Here is an 18,422-nt window from a genome sequence, read left to right as displayed (position 1 = left end):
GCACCGCGCCGGTCAGCCGGCGCCCGGGACGGGGCCGCCGAACGGTACGTCCGGCTCGGCGGCCAGCGGCAGATCGAGCGTCAGATCCGGGCGCGACAGCGGATATTTGAACGATGAGGCTCGCCGGAGGGGCACCGGGCCGCCGCGGCCGAGCACCGGCTTAGGTGCGCCTTGTGCTTCCGTGCGCAGAACTTCGAGTTGCGGCGTGAGCCAGCCGTTATAGATGGCGACGGCGGCGGCCCGATTGGGGGCGCCCAATTGTTGGAAGATGCTGGCCAGGTGGATTTTCACCGTGCCCTCGCTGATCCCGAGCGTTCGCGCGATCATTTTGTTGGTGCTGCCCATGTGGACGCAGCGCATGATTTGCTCTTGACGCGGCGAAAGCGCCGGCGCGAAGCGTTTGCGCCGTGAGATATCGGTGGCGAAGTCGCGGGCGGGCAGCGGGACCGGTAGCGCGCTGTGCGGGGGCGGGCGGTCTTCGCTACCAGGTTCGGGAAAATAAGGCGCATATAGACCGCCCGCCAGTACCAGTTCGAGCAATCGAACGATAAGCAGAGGATTCGTGGATCGCGCGATGACGCCGTGCACGCCCGCATCGACGAGCGTTCGCACGCGCGCCGGCGCAATATCGTCGACGAACGCGGCCACGCGCAGCCGCGGATACTCGCCGAGCAGCGCACGCACGGCGCTAACCCGCATCGCATCTTGCCAGTCGACGACGAGTAGCTCCGTGGGAACCCGGCGCATGGCGCGGCCTGCGTGCATCCAGTCACGAGCTTCGCAAAACCTTGCCTGCCGATCGATCTGCCGCAACAACGCCTTGAGCCCATCGCGCCGTTCGGCTTCCGAACTGAGAACTGCGAACCGCATGTTTTACCTCCTTGTTGTCGGTACGGAAAGCGCAGCGGAAAGCGCCGGACGAGGCCCGGCGGCCACGATGCGCCGTCGCGCAATCATGACAAATTCCTTACAGTCTCGCGGCTATCCGAACGGCATAGGACGCACCATCCCCGCAAGCGAAGCGGCGGGGATGGTGCGAGGAGGGGGGAGGGACCGGGTCAGTGGAAGTGCGGTTGCGCGGGTTCCGCGTCTTCGGGCATCTCGGCGTGGACGATCTCACCGAGCGGATCCGCGTAGAGCGGGACGCCGCAGTCGTCGCAGTATTCGGGCTCGAAGCGGCCGGCGTGGCGGCGGATGTCGGTCACTCCGGCTTCTTTCAGCAGCGCGATGATTTCCTCGAGCGGCCCGCCGGTGTCTTCGGCTTCTTCGTCGATCGCGAGCTCGCCGTTTTCACGACCGTAGAGCGGCCAGACGACGCCATAGATGACGTCGTTGCTGCCGCGGCGCGTGAAACCGACGCGGTATTCGTCGATGCGCCGCTCGCCGAAGCCTGCGACCACGGCGCGCAGGTCCTGCGGCGTTGCGCCGATCGTATCGAATAGATAGCGAATGGCGGTGCGCACGGTGTGGGGCCGGACGCGTTCGTCGGCGTCGCGGCAGGCGGAGTAATAAGCGTCGGGCAAGAGACACTCGAATTCGCAGCCGGGAAGCACGGCCGAGAGATTGGCGCCGCCTTGCGTCGCCCATTGTTCGAGGCACTGGCCGCGTTCGATGCGCACGCCGTTTTCCTCCTCCTGCCAACGGAACAACGGTGCGCCGACCGGCGCGGCGACGACGGCCAACAGGAAGCGCGGGTCGGCCAGAATGGGCGACGTCTCGGGCAGATCCCCGAAGTTCATTTTCGCTGCCGTCCCGTTGAGCGCCGCTTGAATCAATTGCTGCGCGAGGCGGTACGTTTCGACGTGGTGCCGCGGCAGTTGATCGATGCTATAGAGGAACGGCGCGAGCGCCACGCGCGTACTGGCGGCCAGCACGTGCGCTTGCAGGTGAGTGCGCAGGGCGTCGACTGCATCGCCCTTGAGCGGCCCAGACGGGATCATGTAGCGGGTCCACGCCAACACCGGTGCCGCGATCAATAGCGCTTCGTAGGGCGTGCCTTCGTGGTCGATGACGAAAGACTCGCTATGTGTCTCCGCCATGTCGGCGAGTGCGCCATATGCATCGGGATGGTTCTGCTGAAGATGATCGAGCGCCGCGTCGAGCGTAGTTTGATTGCCGTTGCGGACGATCTTCGCGAGCAGCGTGTCGAGCTTTGCTTCCCAAAAGCGGTCTTCGATTCGGCTGCCGGACGCGAACAGCGCGAGGGACAGGCCGACGAGCTTGTCGGCATCGGGGGGGAGGCGTTTAGCGATTCGCGAGCGCATAGGGCTAACTTTGTTGGATTCAATGAGCCCTCCATTCTAGACGCTTCCGTCACACAGTAAGCCGAGCCGCGCTTGATGCGCCCGGTGCGTTCGGAACGGTTCCGCGGGCCCTTCGTTTGCCGTTGCGAAGCGACTGCAAAAAACCGCTTGCGCGGTTCGGATAAGCCGCCTAGAATTGCGCCCTTTCGTGCAGTCAGTGTGACTGAACGAAGAGAAGCGAGGCCTTGTGGGGTGCGGTTTCCGCGAGGTCGTCGTCAACGGTTCTTCAGCAAGCAGATGCAAGCGACGCGAAAAAAACTGTTGACGAGATGCAAAAGGTTCTGCATAATCTCGTTTCTCTGCTGCTGACGCAGCAACGCAAGACGGGTGGTACTGAGAAGAAGGTGTTCCGGTGCTGCTGACGGTTAAGCGACGCGATCTTTAAAAATTTACAGCCGATAAGTGTGGGCGCTTGATGGCGACGCAAGGCGGATTCTTCGGGATCTGTCGAAAGCGAAAGTATCAAGTCTCACACAGTATTAGAGGAAGGTTTATCTGTCGAAAGACGGATTAATCATCGTCAGTACGTTGAGTGAGCGACCGGTTGGTAACACAACCGAAAACAGTAACAGGTATTGAACTGAAGAGTTTGATCCTGGCTCAGATTGAACGCTGGCGGCATGCCTTACACATGCAAGTCGAACGGCAGCACGGGGGCAACCCTGGTGGCGAGTGGCGAACGGGTGAGTAATACATCGGAACGTGTCCTAGAGTGGGGGATAGCCCGGCGAAAGCCGGATTAATACCGCATACGCTCGAGAGAGGAAAGCGGGGGATCTTCGGACCTCGCGCTCAAGGGGCGGCCGATGGCGGATTAGCTAGTTGGTGGGGTAAAGGCCTACCAAGGCGACGATCCGTAGCTGGTCTGAGAGGACGACCAGCCACACTGGGACTGAGACACGGCCCAGACTCCTACGGGAGGCAGCAGTGGGGAATTTTGGACAATGGGGGCAACCCTGATCCAGCAATGCCGCGTGTGTGAAGAAGGCCTTCGGGTTGTAAAGCACTTTTGTCCGGAAAGAAATCCTCTGGGTTAATACCTCGGGGGGATGACGGTACCGGAAGAATAAGCACCGGCTAACTACGTGCCAGCAGCCGCGGTAATACGTAGGGTGCGAGCGTTAATCGGAATTACTGGGCGTAAAGCGTGCGCAGGCGGTTCGCTAAGACCGATGTGAAATCCCCGGGCTTAACCTGGGAACTGCATTGGTGACTGGCGAGCTAGAGTGTGGCAGAGGGGGGTAGAATTCCACGTGTAGCAGTGAAATGCGTAGAGATGTGGAGGAATACCGATGGCGAAGGCAGCCCCCTGGGCTAACACTGACGCTCATGCACGAAAGCGTGGGGAGCAAACAGGATTAGATACCCTGGTAGTCCACGCCCTAAACGATGTCAACTAGTTGTTGGGGATTCATTTCCTTAGTAACGTAGCTAACGCGTGAAGTTGACCGCCTGGGGAGTACGGTCGCAAGATTAAAACTCAAAGGAATTGACGGGGACCCGCACAAGCGGTGGATGATGTGGATTAATTCGATGCAACGCGAAAAACCTTACCTACCCTTGACATGGACGGAATCTTGCTGAGAGGTGAGAGTGCTCGAAAGAGAACCGTCGCACAGGTGCTGCATGGCTGTCGTCAGCTCGTGTCGTGAGATGTTGGGTTAAGTCCCGCAACGAGCGCAACCCTTGTCTCTAGTTGCTACGAAAGGGCACTCTAGAGAGACTGCCGGTGACAAACCGGAGGAAGGTGGGGATGACGTCAAGTCCTCATGGCCCTTATGGGTAGGGCTTCACACGTCATACAATGGTCGGAACAGAGGGTTGCCAACCCGCGAGGGGGAGCTAATCCCAGAAAACCGATCGTAGTCCGGATTGCACTCTGCAACTCGAGTGCATGAAGCTGGAATCGCTAGTAATCGCGGATCAGCATGCCGCGGTGAATACGTTCCCGGGTCTTGTACACACCGCCCGTCACACCATGGGAGTGGGTTTTACCAGAAGTGGCTAGTCTAACCGCAAGGAGGACGGTCACCACGGTAGGATTCATGACTGGGGTGAAGTCGTAACAAGGTAGCCGTATCGGAAGGTGCGGCTGGATCACCTCCTTTCTCGAGCTTAAGCGTCACAAGTTAAGCGTCCACAACTTATCGGCTGTAGATCAAGACAGACTCAGGGGTCTGTAGCTCAGTCGGTTAGAGCACCGTCTTGATAAGGCGGGGGTCGTTGGTTCGAATCCAACCAGACCCACCATTGTCTGCGGTGTGAGCGAACAAGCCCTAGAGTCTCATAAGTCTGTGCCTGGGGGCATAGCTCAGCTGGGAGAGCACCTGCTTTGCAAGCAGGGGGTCGTCGGTTCGATCCCGTCTGCCTCCACCAATCACTAATGACAAGTGTTCGATCTTGTATCGAGTTTTTGTCATTGGCGATTGAGCCAGTCAGAGCGACTGAAGGTATGAGTCGGCTGTCGATCTTTAACAATCTGGAAGAAGTAGTAATGGATATTGGAAGCGTCTATGAGATGGACGTGGAAGATATCATGGGTAGTGATTGTATCAATGTATTTAAAGTGATCGAAAGATGACTTGGAATACGGCACAACGCGAGAACTCAAACCTGTAGCGAGTGTTCTAACCCTGTTGGTGGTGCCTTTTGGGTGCCCCCTACGGGGGTGGTTCCCAGTAAGTGCTAAAGCACTAACTGGTCACGTAAGACGCTCTCGTTATAGGGTCAAGCGAACAAGTGCATGTGGTGGATGCCTTGGCGATCACAGGCGATGAAGGACGCGGTAGCCTGCGAAAAGCCCCGGGGAGCTGGCAAACGAGCTTTGATCCGGGGATGTCCGAATGGGGAAACCCACTCCGAATGGAGTATCCATAGCTGAATACATAGGCTATGCGAAGCGAACGCGGTGAACTGAAACATCTAAGTAACCGCAGGAAAAGAAATCAACCGAGATTCCCAAAGTAGTGGCGAGCGAAATGGGAAGAGCCTGTACGTGTTATCTGTGTTGTTAGCTGAACGCTCTGGAAAGTGCGGCCATAGCAGGTGATAGCCCTGTAAGCGAAAACAGCGTGGAAGAACTAGGCGTACGACAAGTAGGGCGGGACACGTGAAATCCTGTCTGAAGATGGGGGGACCATCCTCCAAGGCTAAATACTCGTGATCGACCGATAGTGAACCAGTACCGTGAGGGAAAGGCGAAAAGAACCCCGGGAGGGGAGTGAAATAGATCCTGAAACCGCATGCATACAAACAGTCGGAGCCTCGTAAGGGGTGACGGCGTACCTTTTGTATAATGGGTCAGCGACTTACGTTCAGTAGCAAGCTTAACTGATTAAGGCAGGCGTAGCGAAAGCGAGTCCGAATAGGGCGTTCAGTTGCTGGGCGTAGACCCGAAACCAAGTGATCTATCCATGGCCAGGTTGAAGGTGCGGTAACACGTACTGGAGGACCGAACCCACTAACGTTGAAAAGTTAGGGGATGAGCTGTGGATAGGGGTGAAAGGCTAAACAAACTTGGAAATAGCTGGTTCTCTCCGAAAACTATTTAGGTAGTGCCTCGTGTATCACCTTCGGGGGTAGAGCACTGTCATGGTTGAAGGGTCCATTGCGGATTACTTCGCCATAGCAAACTCCGAATACCGAAGAGTGCAATCACGGGAGACAGACATCGGGTGCTAACGTCCGGTGTCAAGAGGGAAACAACCCAGACCGCCAGCTAAGGTCCCCAAATATAGCTAAGTGGGAAACGAAGTGGGAAGGCTAAAACAGTCAGGAGGTTGGCTTAGAAGCAGCCACCCTTTAAAGAAAGCGTAATAGCTCACTGATCGAGTCGTCCTGCGCGGAAGATGTAACGGGGCTAAGCTATATACCGAAGCTGCGGATGCGTGCTTGCACGCATGGTAGGAGAGCGTTCCGTAAGCCTGCGAAGGTGCATTGTAAAGTGTGCTGGAGGTATCGGAAGTGCGAATGCTGACATGAGTAGCGATAAAGGGGGTGAAAGGCCCCCTCGCCGTAAGCCCAAGGTTTCCTACGCAACGTTCATCGGCGTAGGGTGAGTCGGCCCCTAAGGCGAGGCAGAAATGCGTAGCTGATGGGAAGCAGGTCAATATTCCTGCACCATTGTTAGATGCGATGGGGGGACGGATCGCGGAAGGTTGTCCGGGTGTTGGAAGTCCCGGTCGCTGCATTGGAGAAGGTGCTTAGGCAAATCCGGGCACGTAATTCAAGGGTGTGGCGCGAGCGGCTTTAAGCTGCGAAGCAATCGGAAGTGGTTCCAAGAAAAGCCTCTAAGCTTCAGTCTAACAGTGACCGTACCGCAAACCGACACAGGTGGGCGAGATGAGTATTCTAAGGCGCTTGAGAGAACTCGGGAGAAGGAACTCGGCAAATTGGTACCGTAACTTCGGGATAAGGTACGCCCTTGTAGCTTAACTGGCCTGCGCCAGAAGGGTGAAAGGGTTGCAATAAACTGGTGGCTGCGACTGTTTAATAAAAACACAGCACTCTGCAAACACGAAAGTGGACGTATAGGGTGTGACGCCTGCCCGGTGCCGGAAGATTAAATGATGGGGTGCAAGCTCTTGATTGAAGTCCCGGTAAACGGCGGCCGTAACTATAACGGTCCTAAGGTAGCGAAATTCCTTGTCGGGTAAGTTCCGACCTGCACGAATGGCGTAACGATGGCCACACTGTCTCCTCCCGAGACTCAGCGAAGTTGAAGTGTTTGTGATGATGCAATCTCCCCGCGGCTAGACGGAAAGACCCCATGAACCTTTACTGTAGCTTTGCATTGGACTTTGAACCGATCTGTGTAGGATAGGTGGGAGGCTATGAAACCGGAACGCTAGTTTCGGTGGAGCCGTCCTTGAAATACCACCCTGGTTTGTTTGAGGTTCTAACCTTGGCCCGTGATCCGGGTCGGGGACAGTGCATGGTAGGCAGTTTGACTGGGGCGGTCTCCTCCCAAAGTGTAACGGAGGAGTACGAAGGTACGCTAGGTACGGTCGGAAATCGTGCTGATAGTGCAATGGCATAAGCGTGCTTAACTGCGAGACCGACAAGTCGAGCAGGTGCGAAAGCAGGTCATAGTGATCCGGTGGTTCTGTATGGAAGGGCCATCGCTCAACGGATAAAAGGTACTCTGGGGATAACAGGCTGATACCGCCCAAGAGTTCATATCGACGGCGGTGTTTGGCACCTCGATGTCGGCTCATCTCATCCTGGGGCTGTAGCCGGTCCCAAGGGTATGGCTGTTCGCCATTTAAAGAGGTACGTGAGCTGGGTTTAAAACGTCGTGAGACAGTTTGGTCCCTATCTGCCGTGGGCGTTGGATATTTGAAGGGGGCTGCTCCTAGTACGAGAGGACCGGAGTGGACGAACCTCTGGTGTACCGGTTGTCACGCCAGTGGCATCGCCGGGTAGCTATGTTCGGAAGAGATAACCGCTGAAAGCATCTAAGCGGGAAACTCGCCTTAAGATGAGATATCCCCGGGGACACCGATCCCCTTGAAGGGTCGTTCGAGACCAGGACGTTGATAGGTCGGGTGTGTACATGCAGTAATGCATTTAGCTAACCGATACTAATTGCCCGTACGGCTTGATCCTATAACAAGTGCGTTTTGCGATTCGCACAGGTTTGAGCGCGTAGTGCCACACAATCGCTGCCCAAGCGACATTACACCGAGCCCAACACGCTCGATACTTCTTCCCAGATTGGCTGTGGCGCCCTGCGCGACACAGCAACAAGTCATGCCTGATGACCATAGCGAGTTGGTACCACCCCTTCCCATCCCGAACAGGACCGTGAAACGACTCCACGCCGATGATAGTGCGGATTGCCCGTGTGAAAGTAGGTAATCGTCAGGCTTCTCCATTGAAAAACCCCCGATAGCACACCGCTGTCGGGGGTTTTTGCTTTGCGCGGCGGAAAATGCCGTCTCTGCATCCCGGTGCACTGAAAATTGCTTCGTAAGCGCCGTGCTACTTATTGCGCACCCGGAAGCGTCAGCGGCAATGGCACGCAATAAACGCGCTAATGAAATGGATATCGCCCGGCGAAACGGGGTGACTTATTGCGCATCGGACGCAAGTTCGATGTTCGTGTGTCAAATAATCAGTCTCGCGTTAATCGGCCAGAATCTTCCTTATTTGCTAAATTGAATGCGAGCGCTGGTATCGTCGAGCGCACTGGTCGGAGGATCAGGCGTCGGAACCACTTCCGGCTCGATATTCCCGATAGATCAGCGCCGTCCGATACGCAAGAAATATCAACCGGGGAAAGCAATGAAAAGGCAGCGGGGGGAGCGATTCTCATCGCGAGTACGGCCGTTCATGCTCGACGATGAGAAAGCGTTCTCGGCCGCCGCCGGAGACGCGATAGAGTCGACGTCTTTAAGCGTTCAGCTGTCACCGCGCGAACGTGAGGCGCTTGCGCTCATCGCCAAGGGATTTTCTCTGAAAGAGTCCGCGAAGATCATGGCGGTCTCGCGCCACACTATCGTCACGTTCGTGCGGCGGTTGTACTTTAAGCTCGACGTACATTCGAAGTCGGAAGCGATCTTCGAGGCGCTTCAGCTCGGGCTATTCAGCCGGGAATCCACTGCCTCGGCCGCTCGCGCCACACACCGCGTGAAGTCGGCCCAGCCCAAACGCATGGAGCCGATGAGCCGCTCCGACGTCTCGCCGCGAAAAGGCGCGATTTAGAAGCCACCGAGAAGCCGGAGTAGCTAGCGCTCCCCGGCATCGGGCCGCCGCCTGTCGGGATCAGCAGGAGGTGCTTAGCCGCGTCCACACGCTGACGGTGTAGAAGCCGCTATTCAAGTTATTTCCGGACCAGCTCTCGTTGAAACCTGTCATGAGGCTGTCCGTCACTACCGTCGTAACATCGGCAGCCGTCGCTACTGCCGACGTAGCACTCGCTCGCGCCATCACGTTGGCCCCTGATTGCGATGACTTCCAGTAGCCGAGCCAGCCATCTTGGCGAAAAGTGCCGTCGGCGCTCAAGCAGACCTGCGTCGTATTGACGGAGGCGCCCGTGGCGAAATCATAGTGAGTGACTTGCCAGTTGCCGACTGGCGACGCGTATGCGGCGCCAGCCGCGCCGAGGCCCAAGAGAGCTGCGATAAGCGGAAGGGCGGTTTTCATGCGGATTCTCCTGCGTGGTCGGAAGATGAAGTTGCGAGCCAATGCCTCGCGCAATGGCGGCCTGGGCGACAGGTGAAGCCTGCCGCCTCACCCATCGGACACCGATCTCATCTTCCTAAGCAGCCCGCGTTTCGTCTGTCGCGCAAATATGCGACACCGAGGCATTCACACGCCAACCGATCACGCCCGCTCGCTCGGTTGGTGTACTGTATATCCATACAGCAAAAAAGCATATACTGACTCTTGCACGTGAATAGAGGCCAAGTGCCGCACTTGGTTTGCATCGATGATGGACAACCCCGACGCCGAATTTCCTATCGCTCCGCCCGCGCCGCTAAAGGGGCGGGGCGCTGTCACGAACTTGCAAGGCCGATATGAGCGCGACGAGCGGGCCGCATTCGATGACGGTTGGTCGCCCGATAGCGAAGGCGACGGCCTTTCGCCTTTGAGAACGCAAGTCTTCGAGGAGCAGGCGCGAAGTATCCTGACGCACAATGCGTCCCCGGATATCCCATTCAGCGTTTCGCTGAACCCTTATCGGGGTTGCGAACACGGCTGTATCTACTGCTTTGCGCGGCCAACGCACAGCTACTTGGGGCTATCGCCGGGGCTCGACTTCGAGAGTCGAATCTATGCGAAAGTCAATGCGCCCGCGCTGCTGGAGCGCGAGCTGATGAAGAAGAACTACATCCCCGAACCGATCGCGCTCGGCGTCAACACAGATGCATACCAACCCATCGAGCGTGACTTGCGGCTAACCCGGCGAGTTATCGAGATCTTGCATGACCACGGGCACCCGTTCGCGGCGATTACGAAATCGTCGTTGATCGAGCGCGACATCGATTTGCTCGCGCCGATGGCCGAGCGCGGCCAGGTGATGGCCGCGGTGACGATTACAACGCTCGACGTGGATATCGCTCGGACACTAGAGCCTCGCGCCGCAACGCCGACGCGGCGGCTGCGCACGATCCAAGCGCTCGCGCAAGCGGGTATTCCGGTGGGTGTCAGCATCGCGCCGGTCATTCCGTTCGTTACGGAGCCGGATCTCGAGCGTGTGCTCGAGGCTTGCGCGCAAGCGGGGGCAACGAGCGCAAGCTACATCGTGCTACGTCTGCCATGGGAAGTCGCGCCGCTATTCAAGGACTGGCTGGCGGCCCATTTCCCGCAGCGTGCCGACCGTGTCATGGCTCGCGTTCGAGATATGCGCGGCGGAAAAGACTACGATTCGTCTTTTTCTCGGCGGATGAAGGGCGAGGGGGCGTGGGCCGATCTACTGAAGCAGCGATTCGAGAAAGCCGTTAAACGGCTGGGACTCAATGCACGCCGCCACGGCATCCTCGATATGTCTCATTTCAAAAGGCCAGTCGCCCCCGGACCACAAAATCCGCAGCTGGATCTTTTCTGAGCTGCGCGGCTCGCCTACTCGGACAGTGATGTACTAATCCCGCCTTGCGACTCGAAGTACGTCTGGAACGTGACCGCGAGTCCCGCCATTAGCCCGAGCGCGCCGATGAACAGCGAAAAAATCACGACGAAGACAACGCCCCAGCCCGAGCGGCTCCGGCGAGCGTCCCCGGCATTGAATTGGGCGTCCCATTTTTCGTCGGGGCGCAATCCGTAGACGATCGCGGCGAGGAAAGCCGCCAGCAGCGAGCTTGCGCCGAGAACGGCGAGCACCCAACCGGGCGTCGATGAACGGTGCGTGGCGATAAGCATGAGTACGCCCGGAATCCCGAGCGCCGTGCCGATCACATGTGCCCAGCCGAACACATCGCGCCGGCCGTAAAGGTAAAAGCGATGGGCACCCACGCTGCCGAACAAGAAAGCGAGCAAGGCGGTAAGCGTTTTGGAGCGAAAACGGGCGGGAGCGGAAGGTACGCGACTGGACATGACCCTGAAGACGGAAAGCGGCGGTTCGTCGAAAAAACGGGCGCTCGACGGCCGCCCGAGCGCGCATTGTACGTCGCGCTAGAGCGGGCGGGGCCGTGATTCGGTTGCTCATATCTCACAGCTGACCGGGTAGGAACGGGTAAGTGTTTGTTATGGTTTCAGTTTCCCGCTATAATCGAGCGTTTCAGTGGTTCCGAACCCCCGGTTTTCAAGGATTACAGTATGGTCATCATCCGCTTGGCACGTGGCGGCTCGAAGAAGCGCCCGTTCTACAACATCGTCGCCACCGATTCGCGCAACCGTCGCGACGGCCGTTTCATCGAGCGCGTCGGTTTCTACAACCCGGTTGCTACGAAGGGCGAATCGCTGCGTATCGCGCAAGATCGTCTGACGTACTGGCAAGGCGTGGGCGCGCAACTGTCGCCGACGGTCGAGCGTCTCGTGAAGCAAGCGCAAAAGGCGCAACCGGCTGCTTAATCGCGTCGGCGGCGTAGTAGGCCGCTTGCTGCATGCACTCGCGCGAGCCGCGTCGTGCAAAAGGCAAGGAGGTCGGTGGCCGCGCGTGAAAGCAACTGTGAGGTTTGTCGATGTCCGTTCATGATTCGGGCGGCTCGGGCCGAGCGAAAGCGGCTTCCCGGGCGCCTGTGTCGTTTGGCGCGTTCGCGCGCAAGCCGGTCGAGCGCAATGCGGTCGGTGCCGCCGCCGGTCAGGTGTCGGGCATTGAGCCAGTCGGGGCGTTGCCCGACGATGCCGTCGAAGTCGGCGCTATCGTCGACGCCTACGGCCTCAAAGGCTGGGTGAAGGTCGCGGCGCATGCCAGCGCGACTCAAGGCGGCGATGCATTGACGAGCGCGAAATCGTGGTGGCTTGTCAAAGGGCGCGAGATGAAGTCTGCGCCCGTCGTCGCGGCGAAGGTACACAGCGATAGCGTCGTCGCGCAGTTGCGCGGCGCCGACGATCGCGATCAGGCGCTCGCGCTGCGCGGCTGGCGTGTCTATGTGCGTCGCAGCGATTTTCCCGCGCTTGAGGCCGACGAATTCTATTGGGTCGATCTAATCGGCCTTGAGGTTGTGAACGAGGCGGGCGTTGCGCTCGGCTCGGTCACGGATCTCATCGATAACGGCGCGCACTCGGTATTGCGTGTCGAATACCCGTCGCAAGGCAAGGACGGGCAGCCGGTCACCGGTGAGCGGTTGATTCCGTTCGTCGGCGTCTACGTGAAAACGGTGGATCAGGCGGCGAAGCGCATTGTCGTCGATTGGGAAGCCGATTACTGAGCATGGTCCACGCTAGGGAGCGCGCGATGCAGTTCGATGTCGTCTCGCTCTTTCCGGAGATGTTCCGCGCGATTACCGAGTGGGGCATTACGAGTCGAGCGGCGAAGCAAGGGCGGTTCGGCTTGAGAACGTGGAATCCGCGTGATTTCACGACGGACAACTACCGTACGGTCGACGATCGGCCTTACGGCGGCGGCCCCGGCATGGTGATGCTTGCCAAGCCGCTCGAAGCGGCGATCGGTGCGGCGAAAGCAGCCCAAGAAGCGCTGGGCGTCAGCGGCTCGCGCGTCGTGATGATGTCGCCTCAAGGGGCACCGCTCGATCACGAACGCGTCATGCGCTTTGCAAGCGAGCCCGGGCTCGTGTTGTTGTGCGGCCGATATGAAGCGATCGACCAGCGTTTGATCGATCGGTGCGTGGACGAAGAAGTCAGCCTCGGCGATTTCGTCCTCTCGGGCGGGGAGTTGCCCGCCATGGCGTTGATGGACGCTGTAGTGAGGCAGTTGCCGGGCGTTCTCGGCGATGCGCAGTCCGCCGTTCAGGATAGCTTCGTCGACGGTTTGCTCGATTGTCCGCATTACACGCGCCCTGAGGAATACGAGGGTATGCGCGTGCCCGACGTGCTGCTCGGCGGCCACCATGCCGAAATCGAGCAGTGGCGCCGGAAGGAAGCGCTTAAGAACACGCTAGCCAAGCGGCCCGATCTGATCGTGCGCGCGAGGCGTAACAAGATGTTGAGTCGTGCCGACGAGGCATGGCTCGCAAGCCTTGCAAAAGCGGCATCGGAATCCTGAGGGAATTCGACTCGCGAGCAGGGCGAAGGCGGCGCCACGAGAGTGGCGTCAGATGTGAACCCATCCTCTATCGGGGCCACGCCAAATCGCCCATGGGGCGCACGGCAGGCATAACGCCGACAAGATGGCTTAAGGAGTCAGTGATGAATCTGATTGCAAAACTCGAGCAGGAAGAGATCGAGCGCGTGCTCGCCGGCAAGTCGATTCCCGAATTCGCCCCTGGCGATACGGTGATCGTCAACGTGAACGTGGTCGAAGGTACCCGCAAGCGTGTTCAGGCCTATGAAGGCGTTGTGATCGCGAAGCGTAACCGTGGCCTGAACTCGTCGTTCATCGTCCGTAAGATTTCGTCGGGCGAAGGCGTCGAGCGTACGTTCCAAACGTATTCGCCGCTGCTGGCCAGCATCGTCGTGAAGCGTCGCGGCGATGTGCGTCGTGCGAAGCTGTACTACCTGCGCGAGCGTTCGGGTAAGTCGGCACGTATCAAGGAAAAGCTGGTCTCGAAGGACCGCGCTGCTTCCTGAGCGTGATAGCTGTAAGAAAAAGCACCCGGTTCGGGTGCTTTTTTCTTTTTTGTTTGCGGCGTCACAATGACGGGTATCCGTCCATGACTTCACGAGCGTCACGTTGATTCGTCCCGTCTTCGAACCCGAAGTGCTACCGATCGAGGCGACCGGTGCCGATTTGCCCGGCGTGGCCGCTTATCGGTTCACTCCCGCCGGCTTGCGCGAGCGCTTCGCTCAACGTTTGGCGTGGGCGCCGGAGCCGTTCGAGACCATCGCCGAGCGCGGCGATCCGCGCGCGGCCGCCGTACTCGTGCCGCTCATCGTTCGAGCGGCCGGGCTTTCGGTCCTGCTTACCCAGCGCGCCGATCATCTGAGCGATCACGCGGGGCAAATCAGTTTTCCCGGCGGCCGGCGTGAACCGTCGGATCCCGATGCGATCGCGACAGCGCTACGCGAAGCGCAAGAGGAAGTGGCATTGGCGCCGGAGCGCGTCGAAGTTCTCGGCGCGCTGCCCGACTATCTGACCGGTACGGGTTTTTGCGTGACGCCGGTCGTCGGACTCGTACACCCCCCGTTTTCGGTCGAAGCCGATGCGCTCGAAGTCGCGGAAATTTTCGAAGTGCCACTGCCGTTTCTGATGAATCCCGCCAACCACGAAGTGCGTCTGCTGCGTTGGGAAGGAGGCGAGCGTCGCTTTTTCGCCATGCCGTATCCGCGCCCCGGCAACGGCGGCCAATATTTCATTTGGGGCGCAACTGCCGGCATGTTGCGCAATTTCTATCGCTTCTTGGCCGCGTAAACGGGTCTCGGGTGTGTGGGATGGGGCTCGGCTGGACCTAGCGCACCCCATTCGGGTGCCACGCCCTGTGCTATCGTTACGCGACATACGAACAAACTCGAATTGTCACGGCCCCTCGCATGACCTTTTTCTCCGTATTGTTGGCCCTTGTCATCGAACAGCTGCGCGCGCTCTCGCAGAGCAATCCGATCTTCGCGCTGCTGCAATACCACGCGGAATCGGCTGCGCAAGGCTTCGACGCGGGCAAGAGAAAACATGGCATGCTCGCGTGGCTCGTCGTGGTGTTGCCTTGGACACTTGCAGTCGGCGCGGTCTATTACCTCCTTTATCGAATCAGCTTCGCGCTAGCGTTCCTTTGGAACGTCGTCATCGTTTATTTCACGCTCGGTTTCCGGCAATTCAGCCATTACTTCACCGATATTCATCTCGCGCTCAATAACGACGACGTTCCGCGTGCGCGTGAAATCCTCGCCGAGTGGACCGGTATGGACACGGTCGACATGCCCGTCGGCGAGATCGTGCGCCATACGTTGATTCATGCCGTCGTTGCCTCGCATCGGCACGTGTTTGGCGTTTTCTTTTGGTTCCTCGTACCGATCGGGCCCGCGGGCGCCGTGCTTTACCGCATCTCCGAATACCTCGCGCGCAGTTGGAGTGTGTCGGTCGGCGAGCGCACCGCGGCTTTCGGGGGCTTCGCCCGCAATGCGTTTTTCGTGATCGATTGGGTGCCGGCTCGGTTGACGGCGCTCGGGTTTGCCATCGTCGGTAACTTCGAGGATGCGATTTACGCTTGGCGCAACCACGCGCGCCAATGGCCGGACGCGAACGACGGCGTCCTGCTGTCCGCCGGCAGCGGCGCGCTCGGCGCGCGTCTGGCGGGTCCGCTGGCCGAGCCCTCGAGCATCGAGACGCTCGGCTCACCGGATGGCGGTCCGATGCCCGTCGGCGACGATTGCACGCCGCGCACGCTGCAATCGGCGGTCGGCCTCGTCTGGCGCGCCGTCATCTTGTGGATGATCTTGTTGCTGATGCTGACGATTGCGGTGTGGGTCGGCTGACGGCCGGCGGGTTTTCCCGCCTAAGTTCAATTTTCAATTCGTTTCGCGTAACGCGCCGCATCGCCAGCATGCGGTGAATTGCGGTTCCAGCGTTTCTCCGCACCCCTGACATCGCCAGGTCGGCACGTCCGGCGCCGGACCGCTTTGGGCGGTTGCCAGGACGCGCCGCGCGAGCGCTTCATCCCGCTCGTCGACGAGCCACAGCTCCGGCGCACATTGGTCCGCCGGAATTTCGCCGAGCGCGCCGTTTAGGTACCGGTTATGCAGTTCGCATTCGATTCCGGCTGCCGCCAGCACATTGACCCAATGCTGGCCGATGACGGGATTCGGTGCGTGGGTCAGTTTCAGCATAGGCGGGCGCGTCGGTTGGATCGTTCGATGCGGGGCCGCTATCGAACGATCTGACTGGCTTCATGCACAAGCTGCGCATAGAGCCCGTGCCGCTCGCGTGCGATCCGCCCTTCGGCCAGCGCGTCCAGAATCGCACAGCCCGGTTCGTGCAGATGGTGGCAATTGTAGAAACGGCAGTGCGCCAGGAGCGGACGGAATTCCGGAAACGCACGCTCGAGCCGGCCCTCGGTCAAGTGATGGAGCCCGAACTCCTGAAAACCCGGCGAATCGATGAGCGCACCGCCGTCCGGCAACGGATACAACCGCGTGAACGTGGTCGTATGGCGCCCGCTATTGAGCGCCGTCGAGATTTCGCGTGTGGCGACGTCGGCATCGGGCACGATCAAGTTCACGAGCGTCGATTTGCCCATTCCCGACTGACCGAGCAGCAGCGTCGCGTGGCCGTGCAATCGCTCATGCAGGATCGTACGGGCTTCGTCGGGGCGTGCCTTGATCGACAACTCGAGCACGTCGTAGCCGAGCGCGCGGTAGGGTGCCAGCCGTTCCCGCGCGGCCGGTAGCGCTTCGCTGACGTCCGTCTTGTTCAGGACGATGACCGGCGTCAGTTCGTTGGCTTCGGCCGCGACGAGCGCACGCCCGAGCAGATCCTCACTGAAATGCGGCTCTGTGGCGAGGACGATCAGCAACTGATCGAGGTTCGCGGCAAAGAGCTTCGATTTGTATTGATCCGAGCGGTAAAGCAGATTGCGCCGCTCGCCGATCTCGACGATGACGCCTTGATCCGCCGACGTCGGCTCATAGACGACGCGATCGCCCACGGCGACTTCGCTTTTCTTGCCGCGTGGGAAGCACTGCAAGAGCGCGTGCGGTTCGTGTTCCGGCGCAACGAGATAGTGGCGCCCGTGCGCGGCGATGACGAGCCCCTGCGAGCGCGCGGCACCGGTGCGCTTGGCGGCTTTAGCGGGACGCGAGCTCATGCGTGCCGCAGCAGTCGCTCGATCCGCTGCGAGGCCGGCGGATGCGAGTAGTAAAAGGCCGTGTAGAGGGGATCGGGCGTGAGCGTGGAGGCATTGTCCTCATACAGCTTGACGAGCGCGTTGACGAGTTCTTGCGCATCGGTCTGGCTGGCCGCGAAGGCGTCCGCTTCGAATTCGTGTTTGCGCGAGGTCAGAGCGCCGAGCGGCGTGACGAAGAACATGAACACCGGCAGTGCGAGGAAGAACAGCACGAGCGCGAGCGCGTCGTTGCTGCCCGTCATCGAAGGCCGCACGCCAAGCCCTTCGTAGAACCACGTGCGCCCGCTGAGCCAGCCGAGCAGCGCGAACAGCCCCAACGTGATCGCGAACGTCACGAGCATGCGCTTGGTCACGTGACGGCGCTTGAAATGACCCAGCTCGTGCGCGAGTACCGCTTCGATTTCGCCACCCGTCAGCCGAGCGAGCAGCGTATCGAAAAAGACGATCCGCTTGCCGGCGCCGAAACCTGTGAAGTAAGCGTTGCCGTGCGCGGAACGGCGGCTGCCGTCCATCACGAACAAGCCCTTTGCCGCAAAGCCACAGCGTTTCATCAGCGCTTCGATTCGGTGGGCGAGCGCTTCGTCGCTGAGCGGCTCGAACTTGTTGAAGAGCGGCGCGATCACCGTCGGATAGAGCACGAGGACGAGCAACTGAAAGACGACGATAACCGCCCACGCCCACAACCACCACAAGCCGCCGGCCCGGCCCATGAGCCAGAGGACGACAAAGAGCAGCGGCACACCGAATGCGGCGCCGAGCGCGGCGCCCTTGGCGAGATCGGCGAAGAAAATGGCTCGCGTCATCCGATTGAAGCCGAATCGTTCCTCGACGACGAACTGCCGGTAGTAGTCGAAGGGTAGGTCGATCACGCTCGTGACGACGAACACGGCCGCGACGAGAGCGATCTGGCCCGCATAACCCTCGCCAAGCCATCCGACGATTGCGCGATCGAGCGCTTGCACGCCGCCGAGCAACGTGAGCCCGATCAGCACGGCGGCCCCGACGATGATCTCGAGCATCGACAGGCGCGTGCGCACCACCGTGTAGTCGGCGGCCCGCCGATGGGCCGCGATGGGGATCGTATCGATGAATTGTCTAGGCACCGCGTCTCGGTGCGCCGCGACGAAGCGGATTTGTCGTGAGGCCAGCCACAATTTCGTGGCAACCATCGCGACCACCATGACGGCGAACAGAACGGTGAAGTCGAGAGCGGGCATCGGGAAGTCCAAGTTATCTATGCGAGAATTATAAAGTTTCGCGGGATCGGGCGAGCGTGCTCGAC

Annotated in this window: 15 protein-coding genes, 2 tRNA genes and 3 rRNA genes; 13 read left to right on the top strand and 7 right to left on the bottom strand. The window is 59.6% G+C overall.

Annotation, left to right across the window (positions count from 1 at the left end):
- Positions 1-12: 12 nt before the first annotated feature.
- A complete protein-coding gene (locus AB1286_RS06065; protein ID WP_430362409.1) occupies positions 13-870 on the bottom strand; it encodes a helix-turn-helix transcriptional regulator in 858 nt (285 codons plus the stop codon).
- Between the two features lie 188 nt (positions 871-1,058).
- Positions 1,059-2,264 carry a DUF2863 family protein gene (locus AB1286_RS06060; protein ID WP_430362408.1) on the bottom strand — a complete coding sequence of 402 codons (1,206 nt, stop codon included), beginning with the start codon at positions 2,262-2,264 and terminating at the stop codon, positions 1,059-1,061.
- A gap of 616 nt (positions 2,265-2,880) precedes the next feature.
- Between AB1286_RS06060 and AB1286_RS06055 the strand changes: the two genes are divergently transcribed.
- The 6 genes from AB1286_RS06055 (at position 2,881) to AB1286_RS06030 (ending at position 9,008) form a co-directional block, all read left to right on the top strand.
- Positions 2,881-4,411, top strand: a 16S ribosomal RNA gene (locus AB1286_RS06055).
- 65 nt (positions 4,412-4,476) lie between these two features.
- Positions 4,477-4,553: transfer RNA gene (locus AB1286_RS06050), tRNA-Ile, on the top strand.
- Positions 4,554-4,603: 50 nt separating this feature from the next.
- Positions 4,604-4,679, top strand: a tRNA-Ala gene (locus tag AB1286_RS06045).
- 349 nt (positions 4,680-5,028) lie between these two features.
- Positions 5,029-7,910 (top strand): 23S ribosomal RNA (locus AB1286_RS06040).
- A gap of 147 nt (positions 7,911-8,057) precedes the next feature.
- Positions 8,058-8,171: ribosomal RNA gene (rrf, locus tag AB1286_RS06035) — 5S ribosomal RNA — on the top strand.
- Together the 16S, 23S and 5S rRNA genes with 2 tRNA genes alongside form the textbook arrangement of a ribosomal RNA operon.
- 294 nt (positions 8,172-8,465) lie before the next feature.
- Positions 8,466-9,008 carry a response regulator transcription factor gene (locus AB1286_RS06030; RefSeq protein ID WP_430362407.1) on the top strand — a complete coding sequence of 181 codons (543 nt, stop codon included), beginning with the start codon at positions 8,466-8,468 and terminating at the stop codon, positions 9,006-9,008.
- Positions 9,009-9,068: 60 nt separating this feature from the next.
- Here AB1286_RS06030 and AB1286_RS06025 read toward each other — a convergent pair whose 3' ends face one another.
- Positions 9,069-9,449 (bottom strand): hypothetical protein, encoded by a 381-nt coding sequence (locus AB1286_RS06025; RefSeq protein WP_430362406.1) that lies wholly within the window; start codon positions 9,447-9,449, stop codon positions 9,069-9,071.
- 289 nt (positions 9,450-9,738) lie between these two features.
- Here AB1286_RS06025 and AB1286_RS06020 point away from each other — a divergent pair, with 289 nt between their 5' ends.
- Entirely contained in the window at positions 9,739-10,854 is a 1,116-nt protein-coding gene (locus AB1286_RS06020; protein ID WP_430364999.1) for a PA0069 family radical SAM protein, read from the top strand.
- Positions 10,855-10,868: 14 nt separating this feature from the next.
- On the opposite strand, the gene AB1286_RS06015 is transcribed toward AB1286_RS06020, so the two are convergent.
- Positions 10,869-11,339: an NINE protein gene (locus AB1286_RS06015; protein ID WP_430362405.1), complete on the bottom strand. Its 471-nt coding sequence runs from the start codon at positions 11,337-11,339 to the stop codon at positions 10,869-10,871.
- Between the two features lie 222 nt (positions 11,340-11,561).
- On the opposite strand from AB1286_RS06015, the gene rpsP reads away from it, so the two are divergent.
- The 6 genes from rpsP (at position 11,562) to AB1286_RS05985 (ending at position 15,773) form a co-directional block, all read left to right on the top strand.
- Positions 11,562-11,816: a 30S ribosomal protein S16 gene (rpsP, locus tag AB1286_RS06010; RefSeq protein WP_010091769.1), complete on the top strand. Its 255-nt coding sequence runs from the start codon at positions 11,562-11,564 to the stop codon at positions 11,814-11,816.
- Positions 11,817-11,926: 110 nt separating this feature from the next.
- Entirely contained in the window at positions 11,927-12,616 is a 690-nt protein-coding gene (gene rimM, locus AB1286_RS06005) for a ribosome maturation factor RimM (RefSeq protein WP_430362404.1), read from the top strand.
- Positions 12,617-12,618: 2 nt separating this feature from the next.
- Complete coding sequence (gene trmD, locus AB1286_RS06000) at positions 12,619-13,410, top strand: tRNA (guanosine(37)-N1)-methyltransferase TrmD (protein ID WP_430362403.1); 792 nt, start codon at positions 12,619-12,621, stop codon at positions 13,408-13,410.
- Between the two features lie 143 nt (positions 13,411-13,553).
- On the top strand, positions 13,554-13,934 hold the full coding sequence (gene rplS, locus AB1286_RS05995) for a 50S ribosomal protein L19 (protein ID WP_102610281.1): 381 nt from the start codon (positions 13,554-13,556) through the stop codon (positions 13,932-13,934).
- 103 nt (positions 13,935-14,037) lie between these two features.
- Positions 14,038-14,715 carry a CoA pyrophosphatase gene (locus tag AB1286_RS05990; protein WP_430362402.1) on the top strand — a complete coding sequence of 226 codons (678 nt, stop codon included), beginning with the start codon at positions 14,038-14,040 and terminating at the stop codon, positions 14,713-14,715.
- A 119-nt stretch (positions 14,716-14,834) separates the two neighbouring features.
- Positions 14,835-15,773, top strand: coding sequence for a CobD/CbiB family protein (locus AB1286_RS05985; protein ID WP_430362401.1), 939 nt, complete (start codon positions 14,835-14,837; stop codon positions 15,771-15,773).
- Positions 15,774-15,806: 33 nt separating this feature from the next.
- Here AB1286_RS05985 and AB1286_RS05980 read toward each other — a convergent pair whose 3' ends face one another.
- Genes AB1286_RS05980 through AB1286_RS05970 form a run of 3 tightly spaced genes read right to left on the bottom strand, consistent with a single transcriptional unit; the run spans position 15,807 to position 18,357 of the window.
- Positions 15,807-16,121: a DUF2007 domain-containing protein gene (locus tag AB1286_RS05980; protein ID WP_430364998.1), complete on the bottom strand. Its 315-nt coding sequence runs from the start codon at positions 16,119-16,121 to the stop codon at positions 15,807-15,809.
- A 41-nt stretch (positions 16,122-16,162) separates the two neighbouring features.
- Entirely contained in the window at positions 16,163-17,101 is a 939-nt protein-coding gene (gene rsgA, locus AB1286_RS05975; RefSeq protein ID WP_430362400.1) for a ribosome small subunit-dependent GTPase A, read from the bottom strand.
- A complete protein-coding gene (locus AB1286_RS05970; RefSeq protein ID WP_430362399.1) occupies positions 17,098-18,357 on the bottom strand; it encodes a M48 family metallopeptidase in 1,260 nt (419 codons plus the stop codon). Before AB1286_RS05970 ends, rsgA begins: the two co-directional genes overlap by 4 nt.
- Between the last annotated feature and the right edge of the window lie 65 nt (positions 18,358-18,422).

This window comes from Trinickia sp. NRRL B-1857, assembly GCF_050470685.1.
Lineage (GTDB): Bacteria > Pseudomonadota > Gammaproteobacteria > Burkholderiales > Burkholderiaceae > Trinickia.
Note: the sequence above shows the minus strand (reverse complement) of the source record. Positions and strands in the feature narration are given on the sequence as shown.

Coding starts and splice junctions, on each gene's coding strand:
- AB1286_RS06065 (WP_430362409.1), bottom strand. CDS start 870: ATGCGGTTCGCAGTTCTCAGTTCGGAAGCCGAACGGCGCGATGGGCTC.
- AB1286_RS06060 (WP_430362408.1), bottom strand. CDS start 2,264: ATGCGCTCGCGAATCGCTAAACGCCTCCCCCCCGATGCCGACAAGCTC.
- AB1286_RS06030 (WP_430362407.1), top strand. CDS start 8,466: ATGCGAGCGCTGGTATCGTCGAGCGCACTGGTCGGAGGATCAGGCGTC.
- AB1286_RS06025 (WP_430362406.1), bottom strand. CDS start 9,449: ATGAAAACCGCCCTTCCGCTTATCGCAGCTCTCTTGGGCCTCGGCGCG.
- AB1286_RS06020 (WP_430364999.1), top strand. CDS start 9,739: ATGGACAACCCCGACGCCGAATTTCCTATCGCTCCGCCCGCGCCGCTA.
- AB1286_RS06015 (WP_430362405.1), bottom strand. CDS start 11,339: ATGTCCAGTCGCGTACCTTCCGCTCCCGCCCGTTTTCGCTCCAAAACG.
- rpsP (WP_010091769.1), top strand. CDS start 11,562: ATGGTCATCATCCGCTTGGCACGTGGCGGCTCGAAGAAGCGCCCGTTC.
- rimM (WP_430362404.1), top strand. CDS start 11,927: ATGTCCGTTCATGATTCGGGCGGCTCGGGCCGAGCGAAAGCGGCTTCC.
- trmD (WP_430362403.1), top strand. CDS start 12,619: ATGGTCCACGCTAGGGAGCGCGCGATGCAGTTCGATGTCGTCTCGCTC.
- rplS (WP_102610281.1), top strand. CDS start 13,554: ATGAATCTGATTGCAAAACTCGAGCAGGAAGAGATCGAGCGCGTGCTC.
- AB1286_RS05985 (WP_430362401.1), top strand. CDS start 14,835: ATGACCTTTTTCTCCGTATTGTTGGCCCTTGTCATCGAACAGCTGCGC.
- rsgA (WP_430362400.1), bottom strand. CDS start 17,101: ATGAGCTCGCGTCCCGCTAAAGCCGCCAAGCGCACCGGTGCCGCGCGC.
- AB1286_RS05970 (WP_430362399.1), bottom strand. CDS start 18,357: ATGCCCGCTCTCGACTTCACCGTTCTGTTCGCCGTCATGGTGGTCGCG.